Source organism: Pseudomonas sp. AN3A02, from assembly GCF_011765255.1.
In the GTDB taxonomy this organism is placed as follows: domain Bacteria; phylum Pseudomonadota; class Gammaproteobacteria; order Pseudomonadales; family Pseudomonadaceae; genus Aquipseudomonas.
In genome coordinates, this window is the sequence record NZ_JAARNI010000001.1 from 106,210 (window position 1) to 122,322 (window position 16,113).

General features: G+C 61.0%; 14 protein-coding genes. 5 read left to right on the forward strand and 9 right to left on the reverse strand.

The features are described from left to right. Positions 1 to 2 precede the first annotated feature (2 nt). Complete coding sequence (locus HBJ59_RS00565; RefSeq protein ID WP_167662504.1) at positions 3 to 788, reverse strand: enoyl-CoA hydratase; 786 nt, start codon at positions 786 to 788, stop codon at positions 3 to 5. A 263-nt stretch (positions 789 to 1,051) separates the two neighbouring features. Here HBJ59_RS00565 and HBJ59_RS00570 point away from each other — a divergent pair, with 263 nt between their 5' ends. From HBJ59_RS00570 to HBJ59_RS00585, 4 genes are all read left to right on the forward strand, one after another. Next, positions 1,052 to 1,909 carry an IclR family transcriptional regulator gene (locus tag HBJ59_RS00570; protein WP_167662505.1) on the forward strand — a complete coding sequence of 286 codons (858 nt, stop codon included), beginning with the start codon at positions 1,052 to 1,054 and terminating at the stop codon, positions 1,907 to 1,909. Between the two features lie 70 nt (positions 1,910 to 1,979). Then, on the forward strand, positions 1,980 to 3,134 hold the full coding sequence (locus HBJ59_RS00575; RefSeq protein ID WP_167662506.1) for an acyl-CoA dehydrogenase family protein: 1,155 nt from the start codon (positions 1,980 to 1,982) through the stop codon (positions 3,132 to 3,134). Between the two features lie 187 nt (positions 3,135 to 3,321). After that, complete coding sequence (locus HBJ59_RS00580) at positions 3,322 to 4,596, forward strand: MFS transporter (protein ID WP_076014462.1); 1,275 nt, start codon at positions 3,322 to 3,324, stop codon at positions 4,594 to 4,596. Between the two features lie 169 nt (positions 4,597 to 4,765). Next, positions 4,766 to 5,692, forward strand: a complete 927-nt coding sequence (locus HBJ59_RS00585) for a GGDEF domain-containing protein (RefSeq protein ID WP_167662507.1) — start codon at positions 4,766 to 4,768, stop codon at positions 5,690 to 5,692. A gap of 36 nt (positions 5,693 to 5,728) precedes the next feature. On the opposite strand, the gene HBJ59_RS00590 is transcribed toward HBJ59_RS00585, so the two are convergent. From HBJ59_RS00590 to HBJ59_RS00620, 7 genes are all read right to left on the reverse strand, one after another. After that, positions 5,729 to 6,490: a TenA family transcriptional regulator gene (locus tag HBJ59_RS00590; RefSeq protein ID WP_218585707.1), complete on the reverse strand. Its 762-nt coding sequence runs from the start codon at positions 6,488 to 6,490 to the stop codon at positions 5,729 to 5,731. A gap of 79 nt (positions 6,491 to 6,569) precedes the next feature. Further along, positions 6,570 to 9,032 (reverse strand): EAL domain-containing protein, encoded by a 2,463-nt coding sequence (locus HBJ59_RS00595; protein WP_076014459.1) that lies wholly within the window; start codon positions 9,030 to 9,032, stop codon positions 6,570 to 6,572. Positions 9,033 to 9,107: 75 nt separating this feature from the next. Next, entirely contained in the window at positions 9,108 to 10,928 is a 1,821-nt protein-coding gene (locus HBJ59_RS00600; RefSeq protein WP_076014458.1) for an ABC transporter ATP-binding protein, read from the reverse strand. Then, positions 10,921 to 11,556 carry a DsbA family protein gene (locus tag HBJ59_RS00605; protein WP_076014457.1) on the reverse strand — a complete coding sequence of 212 codons (636 nt, stop codon included), beginning with the start codon at positions 11,554 to 11,556 and terminating at the stop codon, positions 10,921 to 10,923. The genes HBJ59_RS00600 and HBJ59_RS00605 overlap by 8 nt, the downstream gene beginning before the upstream one ends. A gap of 3 nt (positions 11,557 to 11,559) precedes the next feature. Beyond that, complete coding sequence (locus HBJ59_RS00610; RefSeq protein ID WP_167662509.1) at positions 11,560 to 12,504, reverse strand: rhodanese-related sulfurtransferase; 945 nt, start codon at positions 12,502 to 12,504, stop codon at positions 11,560 to 11,562. 227 nt (positions 12,505 to 12,731) lie between these two features. Then, positions 12,732 to 13,025 carry a BolA family transcriptional regulator gene (locus HBJ59_RS00615; RefSeq protein ID WP_003216739.1) on the reverse strand — a complete coding sequence of 98 codons (294 nt, stop codon included), beginning with the start codon at positions 13,023 to 13,025 and terminating at the stop codon, positions 12,732 to 12,734. Between the two features lie 6 nt (positions 13,026 to 13,031). Continuing rightward, positions 13,032 to 13,550 carry a DUF2059 domain-containing protein gene (locus HBJ59_RS00620; protein ID WP_017476194.1) on the reverse strand — a complete coding sequence of 173 codons (519 nt, stop codon included), beginning with the start codon at positions 13,548 to 13,550 and terminating at the stop codon, positions 13,032 to 13,034. Between the two features lie 192 nt (positions 13,551 to 13,742). Here HBJ59_RS00620 and HBJ59_RS00625 point away from each other — a divergent pair, with 192 nt between their 5' ends. Continuing rightward, the gene (locus HBJ59_RS00625; protein ID WP_003216744.1) at positions 13,743 to 15,131 is read left to right on the forward strand and encodes a class II fumarate hydratase; all 1,389 of its coding nucleotides are present in this window, start codon (positions 13,743 to 13,745) and stop codon (positions 15,129 to 15,131) included. On the opposite strand, the gene HBJ59_RS00630 is transcribed toward HBJ59_RS00625, so the two are convergent. Continuing rightward, a complete protein-coding gene (locus tag HBJ59_RS00630; protein ID WP_167662510.1) occupies positions 15,128 to 16,084 on the reverse strand; it encodes a DMT family transporter in 957 nt (318 codons plus the stop codon). The two genes, HBJ59_RS00625 and HBJ59_RS00630, sit on opposite strands and share 4 nt — an antisense overlap. Between the last annotated feature and the right edge of the window lie 29 nt (positions 16,085 to 16,113).

Below are 16,113 nucleotides of genomic sequence, written 5' to 3' on the forward strand. Positions count from 1 at the left end.
CGTCATTCCCCCAGATAGTTCGCGGTGCGTTTTTCGAAGAACGCCGCGGCGCCCTCCTTCTGGTCCGCCGAATCGAACAGCAGTTGAAAGGCCTTGCGCTCCAGCACCAGCGCGCTTTCCAGCGGCAGGTCGGCGCCGGCGAGCATCACTTCCTTGATCTGCTCCACCGCCAGTGGCGGCAACGCAGCAATCTGCGCAGCCAGTTCCAGGGCGCGGGGGATGGTCTGGTCATCCGCCACCACTTCGCTGAGCATGCCCATGGCCAGAGCCTCCGGCGCGTTGACCATGCAACCGGTCAACGCGATACGCATGGCCTGGAACTTACCCACGGCGCGCACCAGGCGCTGGGTGCCACCGGCGCCTGGCATCAGGCCCAGTTTGACCTCGGGCTGGGCAAACCGCGCCGACTCACCGGCGACGATCAGGTCGCAATGCATGGCCAACTCACAACCGCCGCCCAGGGCAAAACCATTCACCGCGGCGATCACCGGCTTCGGGCAGCGGCTGATGGCTTCCCACAAATACTCGGTGTGCCGGCGGTACATCTCGATCGGCGTGGCGCTGGCGAATTCCTTGATGTCGGCACCGGCCACGAAGAACTGATCGCCGCCGGTGAGCACGATGGCGCGCACATCACGACGCTTGGCCAGGGCACGAAAATGTTCGGCCAGTTCTTCGCGAACCTGGGCGTTCAAGGCGTTTTTAACTTCGGGACGGTGGATGCGTACCACGGCGACGCCATTGTCCTGGACGTCGAGGTGCACTACGGGTTGGTCGAGGCTGGCCACAAGTTCTCCTGCTGCAATGTTCTTGTTAGTTCGGATATCGCCTGTTTCGCTATGCGAAACAACATTCCGTATTTAGCGATAATCATAAGGACCGACTCGTCGTGATGTAAACGTAAAAACCTGAGCTGCCCACAAATCGGGCTATAACTCTTTGTTTAGACGGATTTTATTAAACAAAAAGACAATCACCAGTGAAGTTGATTAGTTTCGCTGTGCGGAATACAATTTTGTTTTGTTGATTTTCTAAAAAAAGGGGGACTAACATGCGCCGTCGAAACATGGACCCGAATACGCCTGAAGCACCTGCCGGCAACCACGCATTCGAGCACTTGCTGATCGATCCGATGAATGCCGACGAGGAAGAAGACAAGGACCGCCAGTTCGTTACCGCCCTGGCACGTGGCCTGGAATTGCTGCGTTGTTTTACCCCCAGCGAAAGCGTGCTGGGTAACCAGGAGCTGGCGCGCAAGACCGGGCTGCCAAAGCCGACGATTACACGGATGACCCACACGCTGACCCGCTTGGGCTATCTCAAGCACCTGCCGCAGTCAGGCCGGTATCAGCTGGATGTAGGGGTGATGGCGTTCGGTTACGCGATGCTTTCGAACCTGTCGGTGCGGGCCGTGGCCCATCCGCTGATGGAGACGATGGCCAAGTACGCCCAGGCCGCGGTGGCCATGGCGACCCGCGATCGTTTGGACATGGTGTACCTGGACGTGGTCCAGGGTGAAGCCAACATGACCATGCGCCGCCAGGTCGGTACGCGGTTGCCGTTGCACTTGAGTTCCGCAGGCCGCGCCTGCCTGGCAGCGATGCCGGAAAACGAGCGGGAATTTATTCTCGACCATATCCGCCAGCGTCATCTGGAGGACTGGCCGGGCATCAGGAAGGGCCTGGAACGCGCCTTCCGGGACTACACCGATTTCGGCTACTGCATGTCGATCGGTGAGTGGCACCGCGATGTAAACGCCATCGCCGTACCGCTGCTGCATGCACAACATGGACTGCTGACGTTCAACTGTGGCGGACCGAGTTTTCACCTTTCCCGGGAGAAACTCGAGGACGACATCGGGCCCCGTCTCAAGCACATGGTGAACAACATCGAGGCCGCCGCCCGCTAGACAGATCGGTGCAGGGCCTCGGCAGATTGACTTTCAACTGGCCCGCCGAACGGGCCGCTGAGGAATGCACATGATCCGAGACCCCGAAACGCTTCATCTGTTGCTGGAAACCCTCCAGCAGTTCGTCAACGAAGCGCTGATCCCACGGGAAAACGAACTGGCCGAGACCGATGACGTCCCGGCGGATATCGTCAGCCAGTTCCGCGAGTTGGGCCTGTTCGGCCTGACCCTGCCCGAAGCCTACGGCGGCCTCGGGCTGACCATGGAAGAAGAGGTCAACGTGGCCTTTGAACTGGGGCGCACCTCTCCGGCATTCCGCTCCTACTTCGGTACCAACAACGGCATCGGCTCCATCGGCATCCTGCTGGACGGCACCGAGGCGCAGAAGCAGCACTACCTGCCGAAACTGGCCAGCGGCGAGCTGCTCAGCTCGTTCTGCCTGACCGAACCGGACTCCGGCTCCGACGCTGCCTCGCTGAAAACCACAGCGGTGCGCCACGGTGACCACTACATCATCAATGGCACCAAGCGCTTTATTACCAACGCTCCCCACGCCGGGATTTACACGGTAATGGCCCGCACCAACCCGGACATCAAAGGCTCGGGCGGTATCAGTGCGTTTATCGTCGAGCGCGACACACCGGGCCTGTCCCTGGGCAAGCGCGACCACAAGATGGGCCAGAAAGGCGCCCACACCTGCGACGTGATTTTCGACAACGTGCGCGTGCCGGCCGACCAGTTGATCGGCGGCGTCGAAGGCGTGGGGTTCAAGACCGCGATGAAGGTACTCGACAAGGGCCGCCTGCACATTGCTGCGGTGAGCGTCGGGGCCGCCGAGCGCATGCTCAACGATGCCCTGCACTACGCCCTGGAACGCAAACAGTTCGGCCAGCCGATAGCCGAGTTCCAGCTGATCCAGGCGATGCTCGCCGACAGCAAGGCCGAGATCTACGCCGCCCGCTGCATGGTGGTGGACGCTGCGCGCAAGCGCGACGAAGGCCTGAACATCGGCACCGAAGCGTCCTGCTCGAAGATGTTCGCCACGGAAATGTGTGGCCGGGTGGCGGATCGTTGCGTGCAGATTCACGGCGGTGCCGGGTATGTGAGCGAGTACGCCATCGAGCGGTTCTATCGCGATGTGCGTCTGTTCCGGCTGTATGAAGGCACCACGCAGATCCAGCAATTGGTGATCGCCCGCAACATGATTCGCGAGGCCAAACACTAAACCCTCGGAACAACACAGAACTAATGTGGGAGCGGGCTTGCTCGCGAAGGCGGTGTGTCAGTCGATGCATCCGGTGGCTGATACACCGCATTCGCGAGCAAGCCCGCTCCCACATTTTGACCGTGTTCCAACCCATTAACTGCAACACCCATACCCAGTGCCCTAACAACTACAACAAGGTATCGCTATGGAAGTCGCCACTCAGGCGGGTGCGTTGTCGCCCGCGAAAAACAACCTGTGGATCATTGTTTTCATCTTCTGCTTCCTCGGCCTGCTGATCGACGGTGCCGACTTGATGCTGCTGTCCTACAGCCTCAGCAGCCTCAAGGCCGAGTTTGGCCTGACCAGTGTCGAAGCCGGCAGCCTGGGCAGTTTCACCCTGGCCGGGATGGCCATCGGCGGGATTTACGGCGGCTGGGCCTGTGACCGTTTTGGCCGGGTGAAAACCGTGGTCTGGAGCATCGTGCTGTTCTCCGCCGGCACGGCGATACTGGGCATGACCCACAGCTATTGGCAGTTTGCGAGCACACGCTTCTTCGCCTCCCTCGGGCTGGGCGCGCTGTATGTCGCGTGCAACACGCTGATGGCCGAATACGTGCCGACCCGCTATCGCACCACCGTGCTCGGCACCCTGCAGGCCGGCTGGTCGGTGGGTTACATCGTCGCCACCTTGCTCGCGGGCTGGATCCTGCCGAACCACGGCTGGCGCTGGCTGTTCTACGTGGCGATCATCCCAGTGATCCTCGCCGTGCTGATGCAACGCCTGGTGCCGGAGCCCCAAGCCTGGATCAAGGCCCAGGCCGAACGCGCCCGGGAAAAGGCCGAGGGCATCAAGCGCGTGTCGGCGAAGAAACCCGACGGCATGTTCAAGCTGATCTTCAGCGACCCGAAAGCCAGCCGCATGTTTATCCTCTGGGCGCTGACCGCGGGCTTCCTGCAGTTCGGCTACTACGGCGTCAATAACTGGATGCCGTCGTACCTGGAAGGCGAACTGGGGATGAACTTCAAGTCGATGACCAGCTACATGGTCGGCACCTACGCAGCGATGATTTTCGGCAAGATCCTCGCCGGGCTCGCGGCAGACCGCCTGGGCCGGCGCCTGGTATTCGCCGTCGGCGCGTTGGGCACGGCGATTTTCCTGCCGGTGATCGTGCTGTTCCAGAGCCCGGACAACATCCTGTGGATGCTGATTGTGTTCGGCTTCCTGTACGGCATTCCCTACGGCGTGAATGCGACCTACATGACCGAAAGCTTCGAAGCGAAATTTCGCGGCTCAGCGGTGGGCGGGGCCTACAACATTGGCCGAATTGGCGCAGCGGTGGCACCGGCCGCCATTGGCTTCCTGGCGTCCCATGGCTCGATCGGCGTAGGATTTTTGGTAATGGGCGGCGCGTACTTTATCTGCGGGGTGATCCCGGCGCTGTTCATCCGCGACAAGCAGTTTGATCCGCAAAAACAATAGGCCCCACGCCGGGGCTTGCGGCAACGCAGCCCCGGCTATAAGACGTGCGGCAGTTATACCCTTCAGCAAACCGGGCTAGACTATACGTCAGTCCTACGGAACTGAAGGAACAGTACGACGCTCTCACCCAGCCTGTAAGACAGTTTTGTGCTTAGAGGCTCATACACTTATGAAAACACCGACCCAGACCAACGCAATTGACTTCGACAGCGCCAAATTGCAACGACTGGGCTTTGGTCAGCCTTCCCTTCTTACACGCCGCCCCACCACCGTTGTGCAACTTCGCCAGCAACTGGGCATGCAATTGCAAACCAGCCTGGAGCCGGAGCACATCCTCGCGCTGTTCTTCCGCGAGATCCAACGCCTGGTGCCACTGGACGCCCTGCAATACCGTCACGAAGCCAGCGACCTGCGCCTGGAATATGGCCATCGCGGCCATCATTCGGTGAGCTATGCCCTCAGCCACGAAGGCGAGCACCTCGGCGAACTGGTGTTTCGGCGCAACCAACGCTTCATGGAAGACGAGTTGGCCAACCTGGAATCACTGCTGGCCACCCTGCTCTACCCGATGCGCAACGCCCTGCTCTACCGCGCGGCGACCCGCAGCGCCCTGCGCGACCCGCTGACCGAAACCGGTAACCGCATCGCCATGGATCAGACCCTGCAACGGGAAATCGACATGGCCCGCCGGCACCTGCAGCCGCTGTCCTTGCTGATGCTGGACATCGACCACTTCAAACACATCAACGACACCCACGGCCATGCCACGGGCGACAAGGTGCTCAAGGCCGTTGCCGCCTCGATCAAGAGCCAGCTGCGCAATGTGGATATGGTGTTTCGGTTTGGCGGAGAAGAGTTTCTGATCCTGCTGTCCAACACCGGCCGGGATGCGGCGTCGATGGTCGGTGAGCGCCTGCGCCATGCGGCACAGGCCCAGGAATACTGGGCGGATGATGAACGTATCGAATTGACGGTGAGCCTGGGTTGCTCGACCTTGCTGGCAGGAGAGTCCGCCGAGAGCGTATTGCGCCGGGCGGACAACGCCTTGTATGTGGCCAAGCGCGAAGGCCGCAATCGCCTGGCAATGGCGGGGTAACCGCTTTAATTCACGGCAGCCCCGCCATCACGCGGTTTATGCTTCGCTGGCAACCAGGGTGGGTTGTTTACGGGTGGCAGTCGCCGATTTTTCCAACTGCATGCAGCGTTCCAGGAACAGGTACATGTAGTCGTAGCTCTTGCACACCGCCTGACGCAGCTCTACCTGCAGAGCCTGGGTCGGGTTCATGCCGGCCAGGGTGCAAATGATTTCCAGCGCTTCCCACGGGTGAGCATCATCGTACTGGGCATGCATCTTCAGCCACTTCATGGCGCGCTTGCGGTCTTCCTCAGGGAAAGCCGCAGCATAGACGCCGGTGGAACACACCACGGCGGACCACTCCCCAGTGGCCCCCTCAATGGCGTAGTTGGTGGCGGCAATCGCGACAATCAGCGAATCGGCCGAGCTGGTGTGCCAGCACCAATGGCTGAGTGCATGCAGCTCCGGTGGCACTTCCTGTGCCTGCAACTCTTCCAGGCTGACACCATGGGCACGCGCCCAATGCACCCAATAATCGGCATGGTTGAGTTCCACGCGAATATTGCGCATCAGCCAGCGGCGCGCCATGTCCTCCCCAGGATGGCGGGCAAATTTGGTCTTGGTGAGGTTCTGTGCCATGTACAACGCAAACTGTTCAACCACTGGCCAGCCACCAATCAGATAGTGGCGCATGGTCTTGGCGCTGAGCTTGTTATCGCGCATGCGCTGGTACAGTTCGTGTTCGACAACGCGGCGCTTGCTCTCGCTACAAGCCTGGATCAGCTGTTGTGCCCAGGCGGGGTAACTCGAGGCTTCCATAAGCGGGCCGGTTCTGTTGAATGTGTCGATCACTGTCGGGCTCCTTTTGATGTGTGATATGTACAGACCAGCAAATGTTTCATCGGAACGTGCCAGGCGCCTTGAATAACAGAGGCTGCGGTCGCACAGGTCGACACTGCAAACTATCAAAGGTAAACAACTGCGGTCGCTCGATCAGGTATCCCTGAGCGTAGTCGACCCCGATCTCAAGCAAGGCTTGTTCGATCTGGGGTGTCTCGACAAATTCGGCAATTGTGCGCTTACCCATGACATGACCGATGTGATTGATCACTTCGACCATAGCGCGGTTAATCGGGTCGTCCAGCATATCCTTTACGAAACTTCCATCGATCTTCAAGAAGTCTACAGGTAAATGTTTAAGATATGCGAACGAGGACATCCCGGCGCAGAAGTCATCGAGGGAGAAATGGCACCCTAACTCTTTGAGTTCGTTGATAAAACGAATTGCACTACCCAAATTCGCGATAGCGCTGGTTTCTGTAATTTCAAAACAAATCATTTCTGGCGGAATGCCATACGCGCTGAATTTCTCACGCAAGAACCCGAGAAAGTCCTCATCGCCGATGGTAATGCCTGACAGATTGATCGCACACATAGCCATAGGCCGGGCCGGGCGCTCACGCATACAGCCCGCGACGATCTTGAACACGTTCTCCACCACCCAGCGATCCAGCGATGTCATCAAACCGTAACGCTCGGCCGCCGGGATAAAACTGTTCGGCAGGATGATCCGCCCCGCCTCGTCATGCAGGCGCAGCAGGATTTCGATATGCCCATTGCCATGCTCGGTGTGCCCCAGCGGCGCAATTTCCTGGGCGTACAGGCAAAAGCGGTTCTCTTCCAGGGCCATATGCAGGCGCTGCACCCAGGCCATCTCGCCAAAACGCAGGGACAATTCCGAGTCATCGGCGTGATACACCTGCACGCGGTTGCGGCCCTTTTCCTTGGCCATGTAGCACGCCATGTCGGCAGCCCGCAGGGAGGTTTCCAGGGTGGTCGGGGCTTGGGTGATGTGCACCAGGCCGATACTCACGGTGGTGACAAACGGCCTGCCCTTCCACACAAAATGCAGGCTCTGCACGGTATGGCGCAGGCTTTCGGCGATTTTTTCCGCCACCTGTGCCGGACAGTTTTCCAGCAGGATGCCGAACTCGTCGCCGCCCAGCCGGGCCAGGGTGTCGCCTTCGCGCAGATCCGACTGCAGCAGCGCGCAGATATGCCGCAACAGCTCATCCCCGGCGGCATGCCCGCAGGTGTCGTTGACCAGCTTGAACTGGTCAAGGTCAAGGAACATCAAGGCATGGCGCCCGCTTTGCTGGCGCCCGACGTTGTGCAGCACCTGCTCCAGGCGGAACTCAAACTCGCGCCGGTTGGCCAGGCCGGTCAAGGCATCGTGGGTCGCCTGCCAGGACAGGTTGGCGATGTACTGGCGCTCCTGGGTCATGTCGTGCAGCACCAGCACCGCGCCGACGACTTTGCCAGCACTGCGGATCGGCGCGCCCACCAGGGTGACGGACACGGTGGTGCCGTCCAGACGCTGAATCAGCTTTGAATGCTCGCTGCCCCCGCCGAGCTGGCCGCCCAATATGCGTTCGATCAAGGTAAAGCCGTCGGCCTGGGCATTCTCATCCAGCAGGTTGAACAGCGCTGCCAGCGGCAACCCCTGGGCCTGGGCGCCTTTCCAGTGGGTCAGGGCTTCGGCGGCCGGGTTCATATACGCAATGGCGCCGTCGACATCGGTGGTGATTACCCCGTCGCCAATTGACTCCAGGGTTATCTGCGCCCGCTCCTTCTCTAACTGCAGCGCGTCGGCAAACGCGTGCCGCTGGGCCAGCAGCTTGTGGGTGCGCAACAGCGCCAGCACGATCAAGCCCAGCGCCGTGGCCAGGTTGGTCACCAGCAGCAGGCGCAGAATCATCCGCGAGCCTTCGCCCAGGGCGTCACTGAAGGCTTTGGCGGCCGGGGTCACGCCGTCGTTGATGGCGAAAATCCGTTCCTTCCAGGCGTGCACGTCGGCGCTGCTGACCTGATTGGCCAGGATCGCCCGGTGCATCTCCTGCGCCAGATCGTCCAGTTGCAACAAATAGCCGTCGCCCACCGTCCACAGCTCGATGGCCTTTTCCAAGTAACTGAAATGGCGAAAGTTGAGGTATAGCCAGATCAGGCTGGAAACGTCGTCACGGTGGTTGCCCCCCTTGAGGATGCCCGAGCGTGCGGCGCTCAGGTCCGGGGTCGGGCGGTCGAGGGCCACGCGCAGCTCATGCCCGCCCTGGGGTACGGCAATCGCGTTCTGGTATTTGAGGAAGGTGGCTTCGTTGCGGTTGTCGGCGTACAGCGTCAGGTAAAAGATCGCGTCTTTCTGGCCCTTGGACCACAGGCTTTCGCCTGCCACATAGCCGCGCACCGCCGAGAGCACGTAGAGACTGACGCAGCCTAACAATGCCTGGAACAGTACGACGGCAATAAAGGGCCACACGATGCCCAACAACCGAGGGGTTCCGAGAGTCTGCTTTTGCTTCATGAGGTCCCTTGCACATGCACAACTAAAATACGCACGCGAGTGAAAACCGCTCCTGATAGCTCAGCGTAGGCTAAATCACCGCACTTGTTGCAAGTGTCCGTAAAGTTTGGCGTACAAGCCACCGTCAGCAATGAGCTGCTGATGGTCGCCATCCTCGGCAATATGCCCGCCATCAAACACCAATACCCGATCCGCCTGTTTTACCGCCGACAGCCTGTGGGCGATGATCAAGGTGGTACGGCCAGTGAGAAACCGCGCCAGCGCCTGGTGCAGATTGTATTCGGTTGCCGCATCCAGGGCCGAGGTGGCTTCGTCGAGTATTACCACTTTTGGCTCCGCGAGCACCATCCGTGCAATGGCCAGGCGCTGACGCTGGCCGCCGGAGAAGCGTACGCCGGAGCGCCCGACCACGCTGTCCAGGCCCAGCGGCAGCGCCCTGACAGTCGCATCCAGTTGGGCAATTTCCAGCGCCTGCCAGCAGGCCTGGTCGCTGCGTTCGCGGCCCATGGTCAGGTTGGCGCGCACCGTATCGTTGAACAGCGCCGGGTGTTGCAGCACCACGGAGACGTTCTCGCGAATCGTCTCCAGGCCGATTTCCTGCTGGGTCAAGCCACCAAAACGGATGCTGCCTGCCTGCGGCGTATACAGCCCCAGCAACAGTTGCACCAGGGTACTTTTGCCGCCGCCGCTGGCGCCGACAATCGCGACTTTTTCACCCGGGGCAATGTTCAGGTTCAACTGGTCGAGCACCAGCTCTTCGCCATAGCCGAAGTTCAGGCCGCGCACCTCGATGCCGACGGTCTCGCGCCCGGTAAACGGATCGGCACCGCCCGCGTATTGCGGTTCGTCGGCGCGGGCCAGCAGTTCGTTGATCCGCGTCAGCGCCCCGCCCGCCGCGTAGTAGGCGTATTGCAGGTTCAACAGCTGCTCCACCGGGCTGATCATGAACCACAGGTAGCTGAACACCGCGAGCATCTGGCCGATGGACAGGTCGGAAAACAGCACCGTGAGCATGGCCGCCGCGCGGAAAATGTCGATACCGAACTGGAACAGCAAGCCACTGGCGCGGCTGGAGGCGTCGCTTTTCCACTGGGAATTGACGGCGAAGTCCCGCACTTCCTGGGCCCGCTGGCCCAAGCGCCCGAGGAAAAAGCCCTGGCGGTTGCCGGCGCGCACTTCCTGGATCGCATCGAGGGTTTCGGTGAGGGCCTGGGTGAACCGCGAGGTGCTGTCGTTTTCCAGCTTCTTAAGGTGCTTGACCCGCTTGCCCAACTGCACGGTGGCGTAGATCACCAGCGGGTTGAACAGCAGGATCAACAGCGCCAGCTTCCAGTGCATCCACATCAGGATCCCGGAGGTGCCCACCAGCGTGAGCATCGCCACCAGGAATCGGCTGAGGGTCTCGCCGACGAATTTGTCCACCGTGTCCAGGTCGGTGACCAGGTGCGTGGTCACCGTGCCGCTGCCCAGGCTTTCGTATTCGCTGAGGGAAATGCGCTTGAGGCGCTCGATCAGCCGTACGCGAATGCGATAGACAATGTCCTTGGCCAGCCGCGCAAACAACCGCGCCTGCAACACGTTGAACACCAGGGCGCCGCAACGCAACAGCAAGGTCACCAGCAGCATCAGGCCGATATAGCCGGCGGCCTTCTGCCAACCCAGGGGCAGCGCGTGGTTCATCACTTTCAGTGCCGCATCGCCGTGGCCCAGCAGTACTTCGTCCACCAGCAACGGCAACAGCAACGGGATCGGCACACTGCACAGGGTCGCCAGCACGGCAACCCCATTGGCGATCCACAGGGATTTTTTGTGATGCAGGGCCAGGCGGCGGACTTCCGCCCAGGTCAGCCGGTCGACGCGCTTGGGTTGTTCGACCGGATCGGGCTGATCATGCACAGGCAGCTCGCTCCAGCCAACGACTCAGCAGCGGCGACAACTCGGACAGCGGCTGATAGCCATTGGTAAGCAGCGCCAACTGCCCATTGCGCTCAGCCAGCAAGGTCGGGAAACCGGCGATGCCCAAATCCTGAACCCAGGTGAAATCCGCCGCGGTGGCCGCGTGCTGATCGGCCCGGTCGAAGGCTTCGGCGAATTCGATACGCGGCACGCCGGCCGTCTCGGCCAACTCCACCAGCACGTCGGCGCGGGTCACGTCGCGACCTTCAACGTAGAACGCCTGCTGGATCAGGCCCAGCAGTTTCCACGCGCAATCCGGCGCCAGGCTGCGGGCCGTGACCACGGCGCGGCAAGCCGGCTCGGTGTCGTAGACAAATCCGTCAGGCAACGCGCCCTCCCGCTTGAACGGCTGGCCGGTGGCGTCGGTGACCGCCTGCCAGTGCTCAAGAATATAGCGCCGGGTGGTCGGTTCCAGCGCCGCGCCACTGCCGGTGCGCAAACCGCCCACCACCAGGTGCAGCTCCACGCCTGCGGCCTGGGCCTGCTCAACCAACGCCTTGGCCACCGGAGCGAAGCCCCAGCACCATGAACACATCGGATCCATTACATAGAGCAGGCGCGCGGACATGGCTCAGGCCTCGGAGGATGGGGATTGCTTGTAGTTGTAGCCAATCGGGTGCGGCAAGTTGCGGGCCTTGGCCAGTTCAATCTGCTTCTGCCGGTCGATCGCACTGCGACGAGTCTTCTCGGAAAGCTTATCCCAGCAATGCGGGCAACTGATGCCGGCCACATAGTGTTCGGATGCACGGTCGGAGGCGCTGATCGGTGTGCGGCAGGCATGACATTGATCGTAGTCGCCTTCGCTCAAGTCGTGGCGCACGGTCACGCGATTGTCGAATACAAAGCAGTCGCCCTGCCATTTGGTTTCTTCCTGCGGCACCTCTTCAAGGTACTTCAGGATGCCACCCTTGAGGTGGTACACCTCGTCAAAACCTTCGCTGAGCATATAGCTCGAGGCTTTTTCGCAACGAATGCCGCCGGTGCAGAACATGGCGACTTTCTTGTGCTTGGCCGGATCGAAGTTGGCTTTGATGTAGTCGGGAAATTCGCGAAAGCTGGTGGTTTTCGGGTCGATCGCGCCTGCAAAGGTGCCGATGGACACTTCGTAGTCGTTGCGGGTATCGATCAGCAGCACTTCCGGGTCGCTGATCAGCGCATTCCAGTCTTGCGGATTGACGTAGGTGCCGACTTTTTTGTTCGGGTCAACGCCTTCGACGCCCAGGGTCACGATCTCTTTCTTGAGCTTGACCTTGGTGCGGTAGAACGGCTGCTCGTCGCAGTACGACTCTTTGTGGTCGATGTCGTCCATGCGTGGGTCGTTCTTGAGCCAGGCCATCAAGCCATCAATGCCTTCGCGGCTACCGGAAACGGTGCCGTTGATGCCTTCTTCGGCGATCAGCAAGGTGCCTTTGATGCCGTTGTCGACCATCGCCTGCAGCAGTGGCTCGCGCAGGGCAACGTAATCTTCGAGGGTGACGAACTTATACAGTGCCGCCACGACGATTGGTTGAGTCATGGGTGTTCTCTCCAGGTGGCTACCCTCGTAAAGGGTGAACCGGATGCAAAAAAAACGCGCCGACTAAGCGGCGCGTTGCGGATTCTATCAGGGATAAACCGTTAACTGTAGGAGCGAGCTTGCTCGCGAAGGACGTCAACGGTGACGCGGAACACCTGAAACCCAACGGCGCTCTCAGGTTTTTCGCGAGCAAGCTCGCTCCTACAGGGGAGTTCAGTCGATACCCATCAATGTCCGCCGGCGCAGGTCGGCGAGGCCGGGGCTGCGTCGATTTTCGCCCATTCTTCAGGCGTGTAGGTATGCAGCGCCAACGCATGGAATTCGCTCATCAGGTCACCCAGCGTGGCATAGACCTTCTGGTGGCGCTTGACGCGGTTGAGCCCCTCGAACTGCTGGCTGACCAGCACGGCCTTGAAGTGGGTCTGCAACCCACGGCTGTGCATATGGCTTTCATCCAGCACGCTCAAGTGTTCCGGGCTCAGGGCGACGAGTGCCGATTCGATACGCTGTTGCATGGTCATTCCTGTTTACTTCTTCTTGGCCGGGGCCGGGGCTTTTGGCGTCAGCTCGTTGGTCATGTCTTCCAGCAGCTTGTTCACCACAGGTACCGCGCTTTCCAGCTTGGCCTGGGTCATCTGGGCCGATTGCTGGGTCAGCTGAGGCATTTTTTCCAGGACTTTCTTGCCCAATGGCGACTGGTAGAACGCAACCAGGTCCTTGAGCTCGGATTCGCTGAAGTTACTGGTGTACAGCTTGATCATGTCCGGCTTGAGCTTGTTCCAGCCAATGGCCTGGTCCAGGGCGGTGTTGGCCTTGGCCTGGTAGGTGTCCAGAACGGTTTGCTTGGAAGCAGGCGCCTTGGTCTGCTCGAAACGCTGAGCGAACATTTGCTGCACTTGCATGTACACCGGGGTACCCAGCTTGTCGGCATGGGCCAGGGTAAGGAAGGCTTCGGCACTGGCGTTGTGGCTGGCGGTATCGGCAAAAACCTGGCCGCTGGCACATACCAGAGCAACCGCGGTACAGATGGCACGAAGACGAGTCATCGAGTTTCCTTTTCTAGCAGGCGAGGTAAGACCCCAAGGGCGCCCATTCTGCGCCTAAAAAACGCCGCGGCTCAACCCCACGCCTTATGGGGCCTGGTTTTGCGGTACATAATCCGATGAAAAGTCTTTAATGGAACCCTCAAGGTCCATCACGGCCTAAACTGCGCAAACGAACCTGAAGGAGTGTGCCCGATGAGCCGTATCGAAACCGACAGCCTGGGAGAAGTGCAAGTCCCGGATGACGCTTACTGGGGTGCGCAGACCCAACGCTCGCTGGTGAACTTCGCCATCGGCGACCAGCGCATGCCCCTCGCCGTGCTGCACGCCCTGGCCCTGATCAAGAAGGCTGCGGCCCGGGTCAACGACCGCAATGGCGACCTGCCCGCCGACATCGCCCGGCTGATCGAACAGGCCGCCGACGAAGTGCTGGCCGGCGAACACGACGACCAGTTCCCCCTGGTGGTGTGGCAGACCGGCAGCGGTACCCAGAGCAACATGAACGCCAACGAAGTGATCGCCGGCCGCGCCAACGAGCTGGCGGGCAAGCCCCGTGGCGGCAAGAGCCCGGTTCACCCCAACGATCATGTGAACCGCTCCCAGAGCTCCAACGACTGCTTCCCCACCGCCATGAGCATCGCCGCCGTGCAGGCGGTCACCGAGAAGCTGTTGCCGGCCATCCGTGAACTGTCCGGCGGCCTGGCAGAATTGTCGGCGCGCCACATGAAACTGGTGAAAACCGGCCGCACCCACATGATGGACGCCACGCCGATCACCTTTGGCCAGGAAGTTTCAGCCTTTATAGCGCAACTGGATTACGCCGAACGCGCGATCCGCAGCGCCCTGCCCGCCGTCTGCGAACTGGCCCAGGGCGGTACTGCCGTCGGCACCGGGCTCAACTCGCCTCACGGGTTTGGCGAAGCGATTGCTTCGGAATTGGCCGCGCTGTCGGGCCTGCCGTTTGTCACCGCGCCGAACAAATTCGCCGCGCTGTCCGGCCATGAGCCATTGACCACCTTGCACGGTGCACTCAAAACCCTGGCCGTGGCCCTGATGAAAATCGCCAACGACCTGCGCCTGCTGGGTTCCGGCCCGCGTGCCGGGCTGGCGGAAGTCAAGTTACCGGCAAATGAACCGGGCAGTTCGATCATGCCCGGCAAGGTCAACCCGACCCAATGCGAAGCCCTGTCGATGCTGGCCTGCCAGGTGCTGGGCAACGACGTGACCATCGGTTTCGCCGCCAGCCAGGGCCATTTGCAGTTGAACGTGTACAAGCCGGTGATCATCCACAACCTGCTGGAGTCGATCCGCCTGCTGGCTGACGGTTGCAGCAACTTCCAGGAGCACTGCATCGCTGGCCTCGAACCCGACGCCGAGCAAATGGCCGCGCACCTTGAGCGTGGCCTGATGCTGGTGACTGCGCTGAACCCGCACATCGGCTACGACAAGTCCGCCGAGATTGCCAAGAAGGCCTATGCCGAAGGGCTGACCTTACGGGAGGCGGCGCTCAAGCTGGGCTACCTCACGGATGAAGAGTTCGACCAGTGGGTGCGTCCGGAAAACATGCTGGAAGCCGGTCATTAAGACGCCAACCGTGCACGCCGGGCCCTGAGCCCGGCGAACAACGATGGCGCCAGCGCGACCGTTGCGGAACCCAGCACCACCAGCACGGCCCCGCCGTAGCCGAGGGCGTTGATGTCTTCGGCGTGCACGTAGTCGGGCCACATCCACGCGGCCACTGCCACCGCGACGAAGGTCACCAATGGCGTCAGCGCCAGGGTGGCGCTGACGCGCGAGGCTTCCCAGTGGGCCAGGGCTTCGGCGAATGCGCCGTAGGCAATCAGCGTATTGAAGCAGCAGGCCAGCAGCAGCCAGCCTTGCAGCGGGCTCAGTTGCAGCGCTTCCATCGGGTGCGCCCAGGGCGTCAGCAACAGCGCGCAGCACAGGTAGATCACCATCATCACCTGCAACGAATTCCACACGGTCAACAACTGCTTCTGGCCCAGGGCGTAGAAGGTCCAGATGGTGGTGGCCAGGAGGATCGTCAGTACGCCGGCGGTGTAGCTGCCCAGGGAGGTCAGCAGTTCGGTCAGGCGCTGGTTGAAGAACAGGCCGAAGCCGGTGATCAGCACCAGCAGGCCCACGCCCTGGCCCAGGCTGAAGCGTTCCTTGAACACGAAGACGCTGGCGATCATCAGGAAGATCGGGCCCACCTGCACCACCAATTGCGCGGTGCCGGGGCTTAGCAGTTTCAGGCCCACGAGGTAGAGCACGTAGTTGCCCATCAGGCCGCACACGGCGATTGCTACCAGCCAGGCGCCTTTGGGGCCAAGGGAGCGCCAACTGGGCAAACGTCTTACGGCGGCGAGGTAGATAAACAGGCAACTGCCGGAGACCACCAGGCGAAACCAGGTGACGGTGACGGGGTCCATCACCTGCAAGACCTGTTTGAGTTTGATCGGCAGGATGCCCCAGAGCAGCGCGGTCAGCAGGGCCAGGGATAAACCGTAGACCCAACGGCCCGATGAGATGTGCATGAATGCCCCGAATGCATGAGGTGGAGGAG

What these genes read in the sequence shown, in the direction of transcription:
- HBJ59_RS00580 (WP_076014462.1), top strand. Translation starts at nt 3,322, where the DNA reads ATGGAAGTCGCCACTCAGGCGGGTGCGTTGTCGCCCGCGAAAAACAAC.
- HBJ59_RS00585 (WP_167662507.1), top strand. Translation starts at nt 4,766, where the DNA reads ATGAAAACACCGACCCAGACCAACGCAATTGACTTCGACAGCGCCAAA.
- HBJ59_RS00575 (WP_167662506.1), top strand. Translation starts at nt 1,980, where the DNA reads ATGATCCGAGACCCCGAAACGCTTCATCTGTTGCTGGAAACCCTCCAG.
- HBJ59_RS00590 (WP_218585707.1), bottom strand. Translation starts at nt 6,490, where the DNA reads ATGGAAGCCTCGAGTTACCCCGCCTGGGCACAACAGCTGATCCAGGCT.
- HBJ59_RS00595 (WP_076014459.1), bottom strand. Translation starts at nt 9,032, where the DNA reads ATGAAGCAAAAGCAGACTCTCGGAACCCCTCGGTTGTTGGGCATCGTG.
- HBJ59_RS00610 (WP_167662509.1), bottom strand. Translation starts at nt 12,504, where the DNA reads ATGACTCAACCAATCGTCGTGGCGGCACTGTATAAGTTCGTCACCCTC.
- HBJ59_RS00630 (WP_167662510.1), bottom strand. Translation starts at nt 16,084, where the DNA reads ATGCACATCTCATCGGGCCGTTGGGTCTACGGTTTATCCCTGGCCCTG.
- HBJ59_RS00620 (WP_017476194.1), bottom strand. Translation starts at nt 13,550, where the DNA reads ATGACTCGTCTTCGTGCCATCTGTACCGCGGTTGCTCTGGTATGTGCC.
- HBJ59_RS00615 (WP_003216739.1), bottom strand. Translation starts at nt 13,025, where the DNA reads ATGACCATGCAACAGCGTATCGAATCGGCACTCGTCGCCCTGAGCCCG.
- HBJ59_RS00625 (WP_003216744.1), top strand. Translation starts at nt 13,743, where the DNA reads ATGAGCCGTATCGAAACCGACAGCCTGGGAGAAGTGCAAGTCCCGGAT.
- HBJ59_RS00605 (WP_076014457.1), bottom strand. Translation starts at nt 11,556, where the DNA reads ATGTCCGCGCGCCTGCTCTATGTAATGGATCCGATGTGTTCATGGTGC.
- HBJ59_RS00570 (WP_167662505.1), top strand. Translation starts at nt 1,052, where the DNA reads ATGCGCCGTCGAAACATGGACCCGAATACGCCTGAAGCACCTGCCGGC.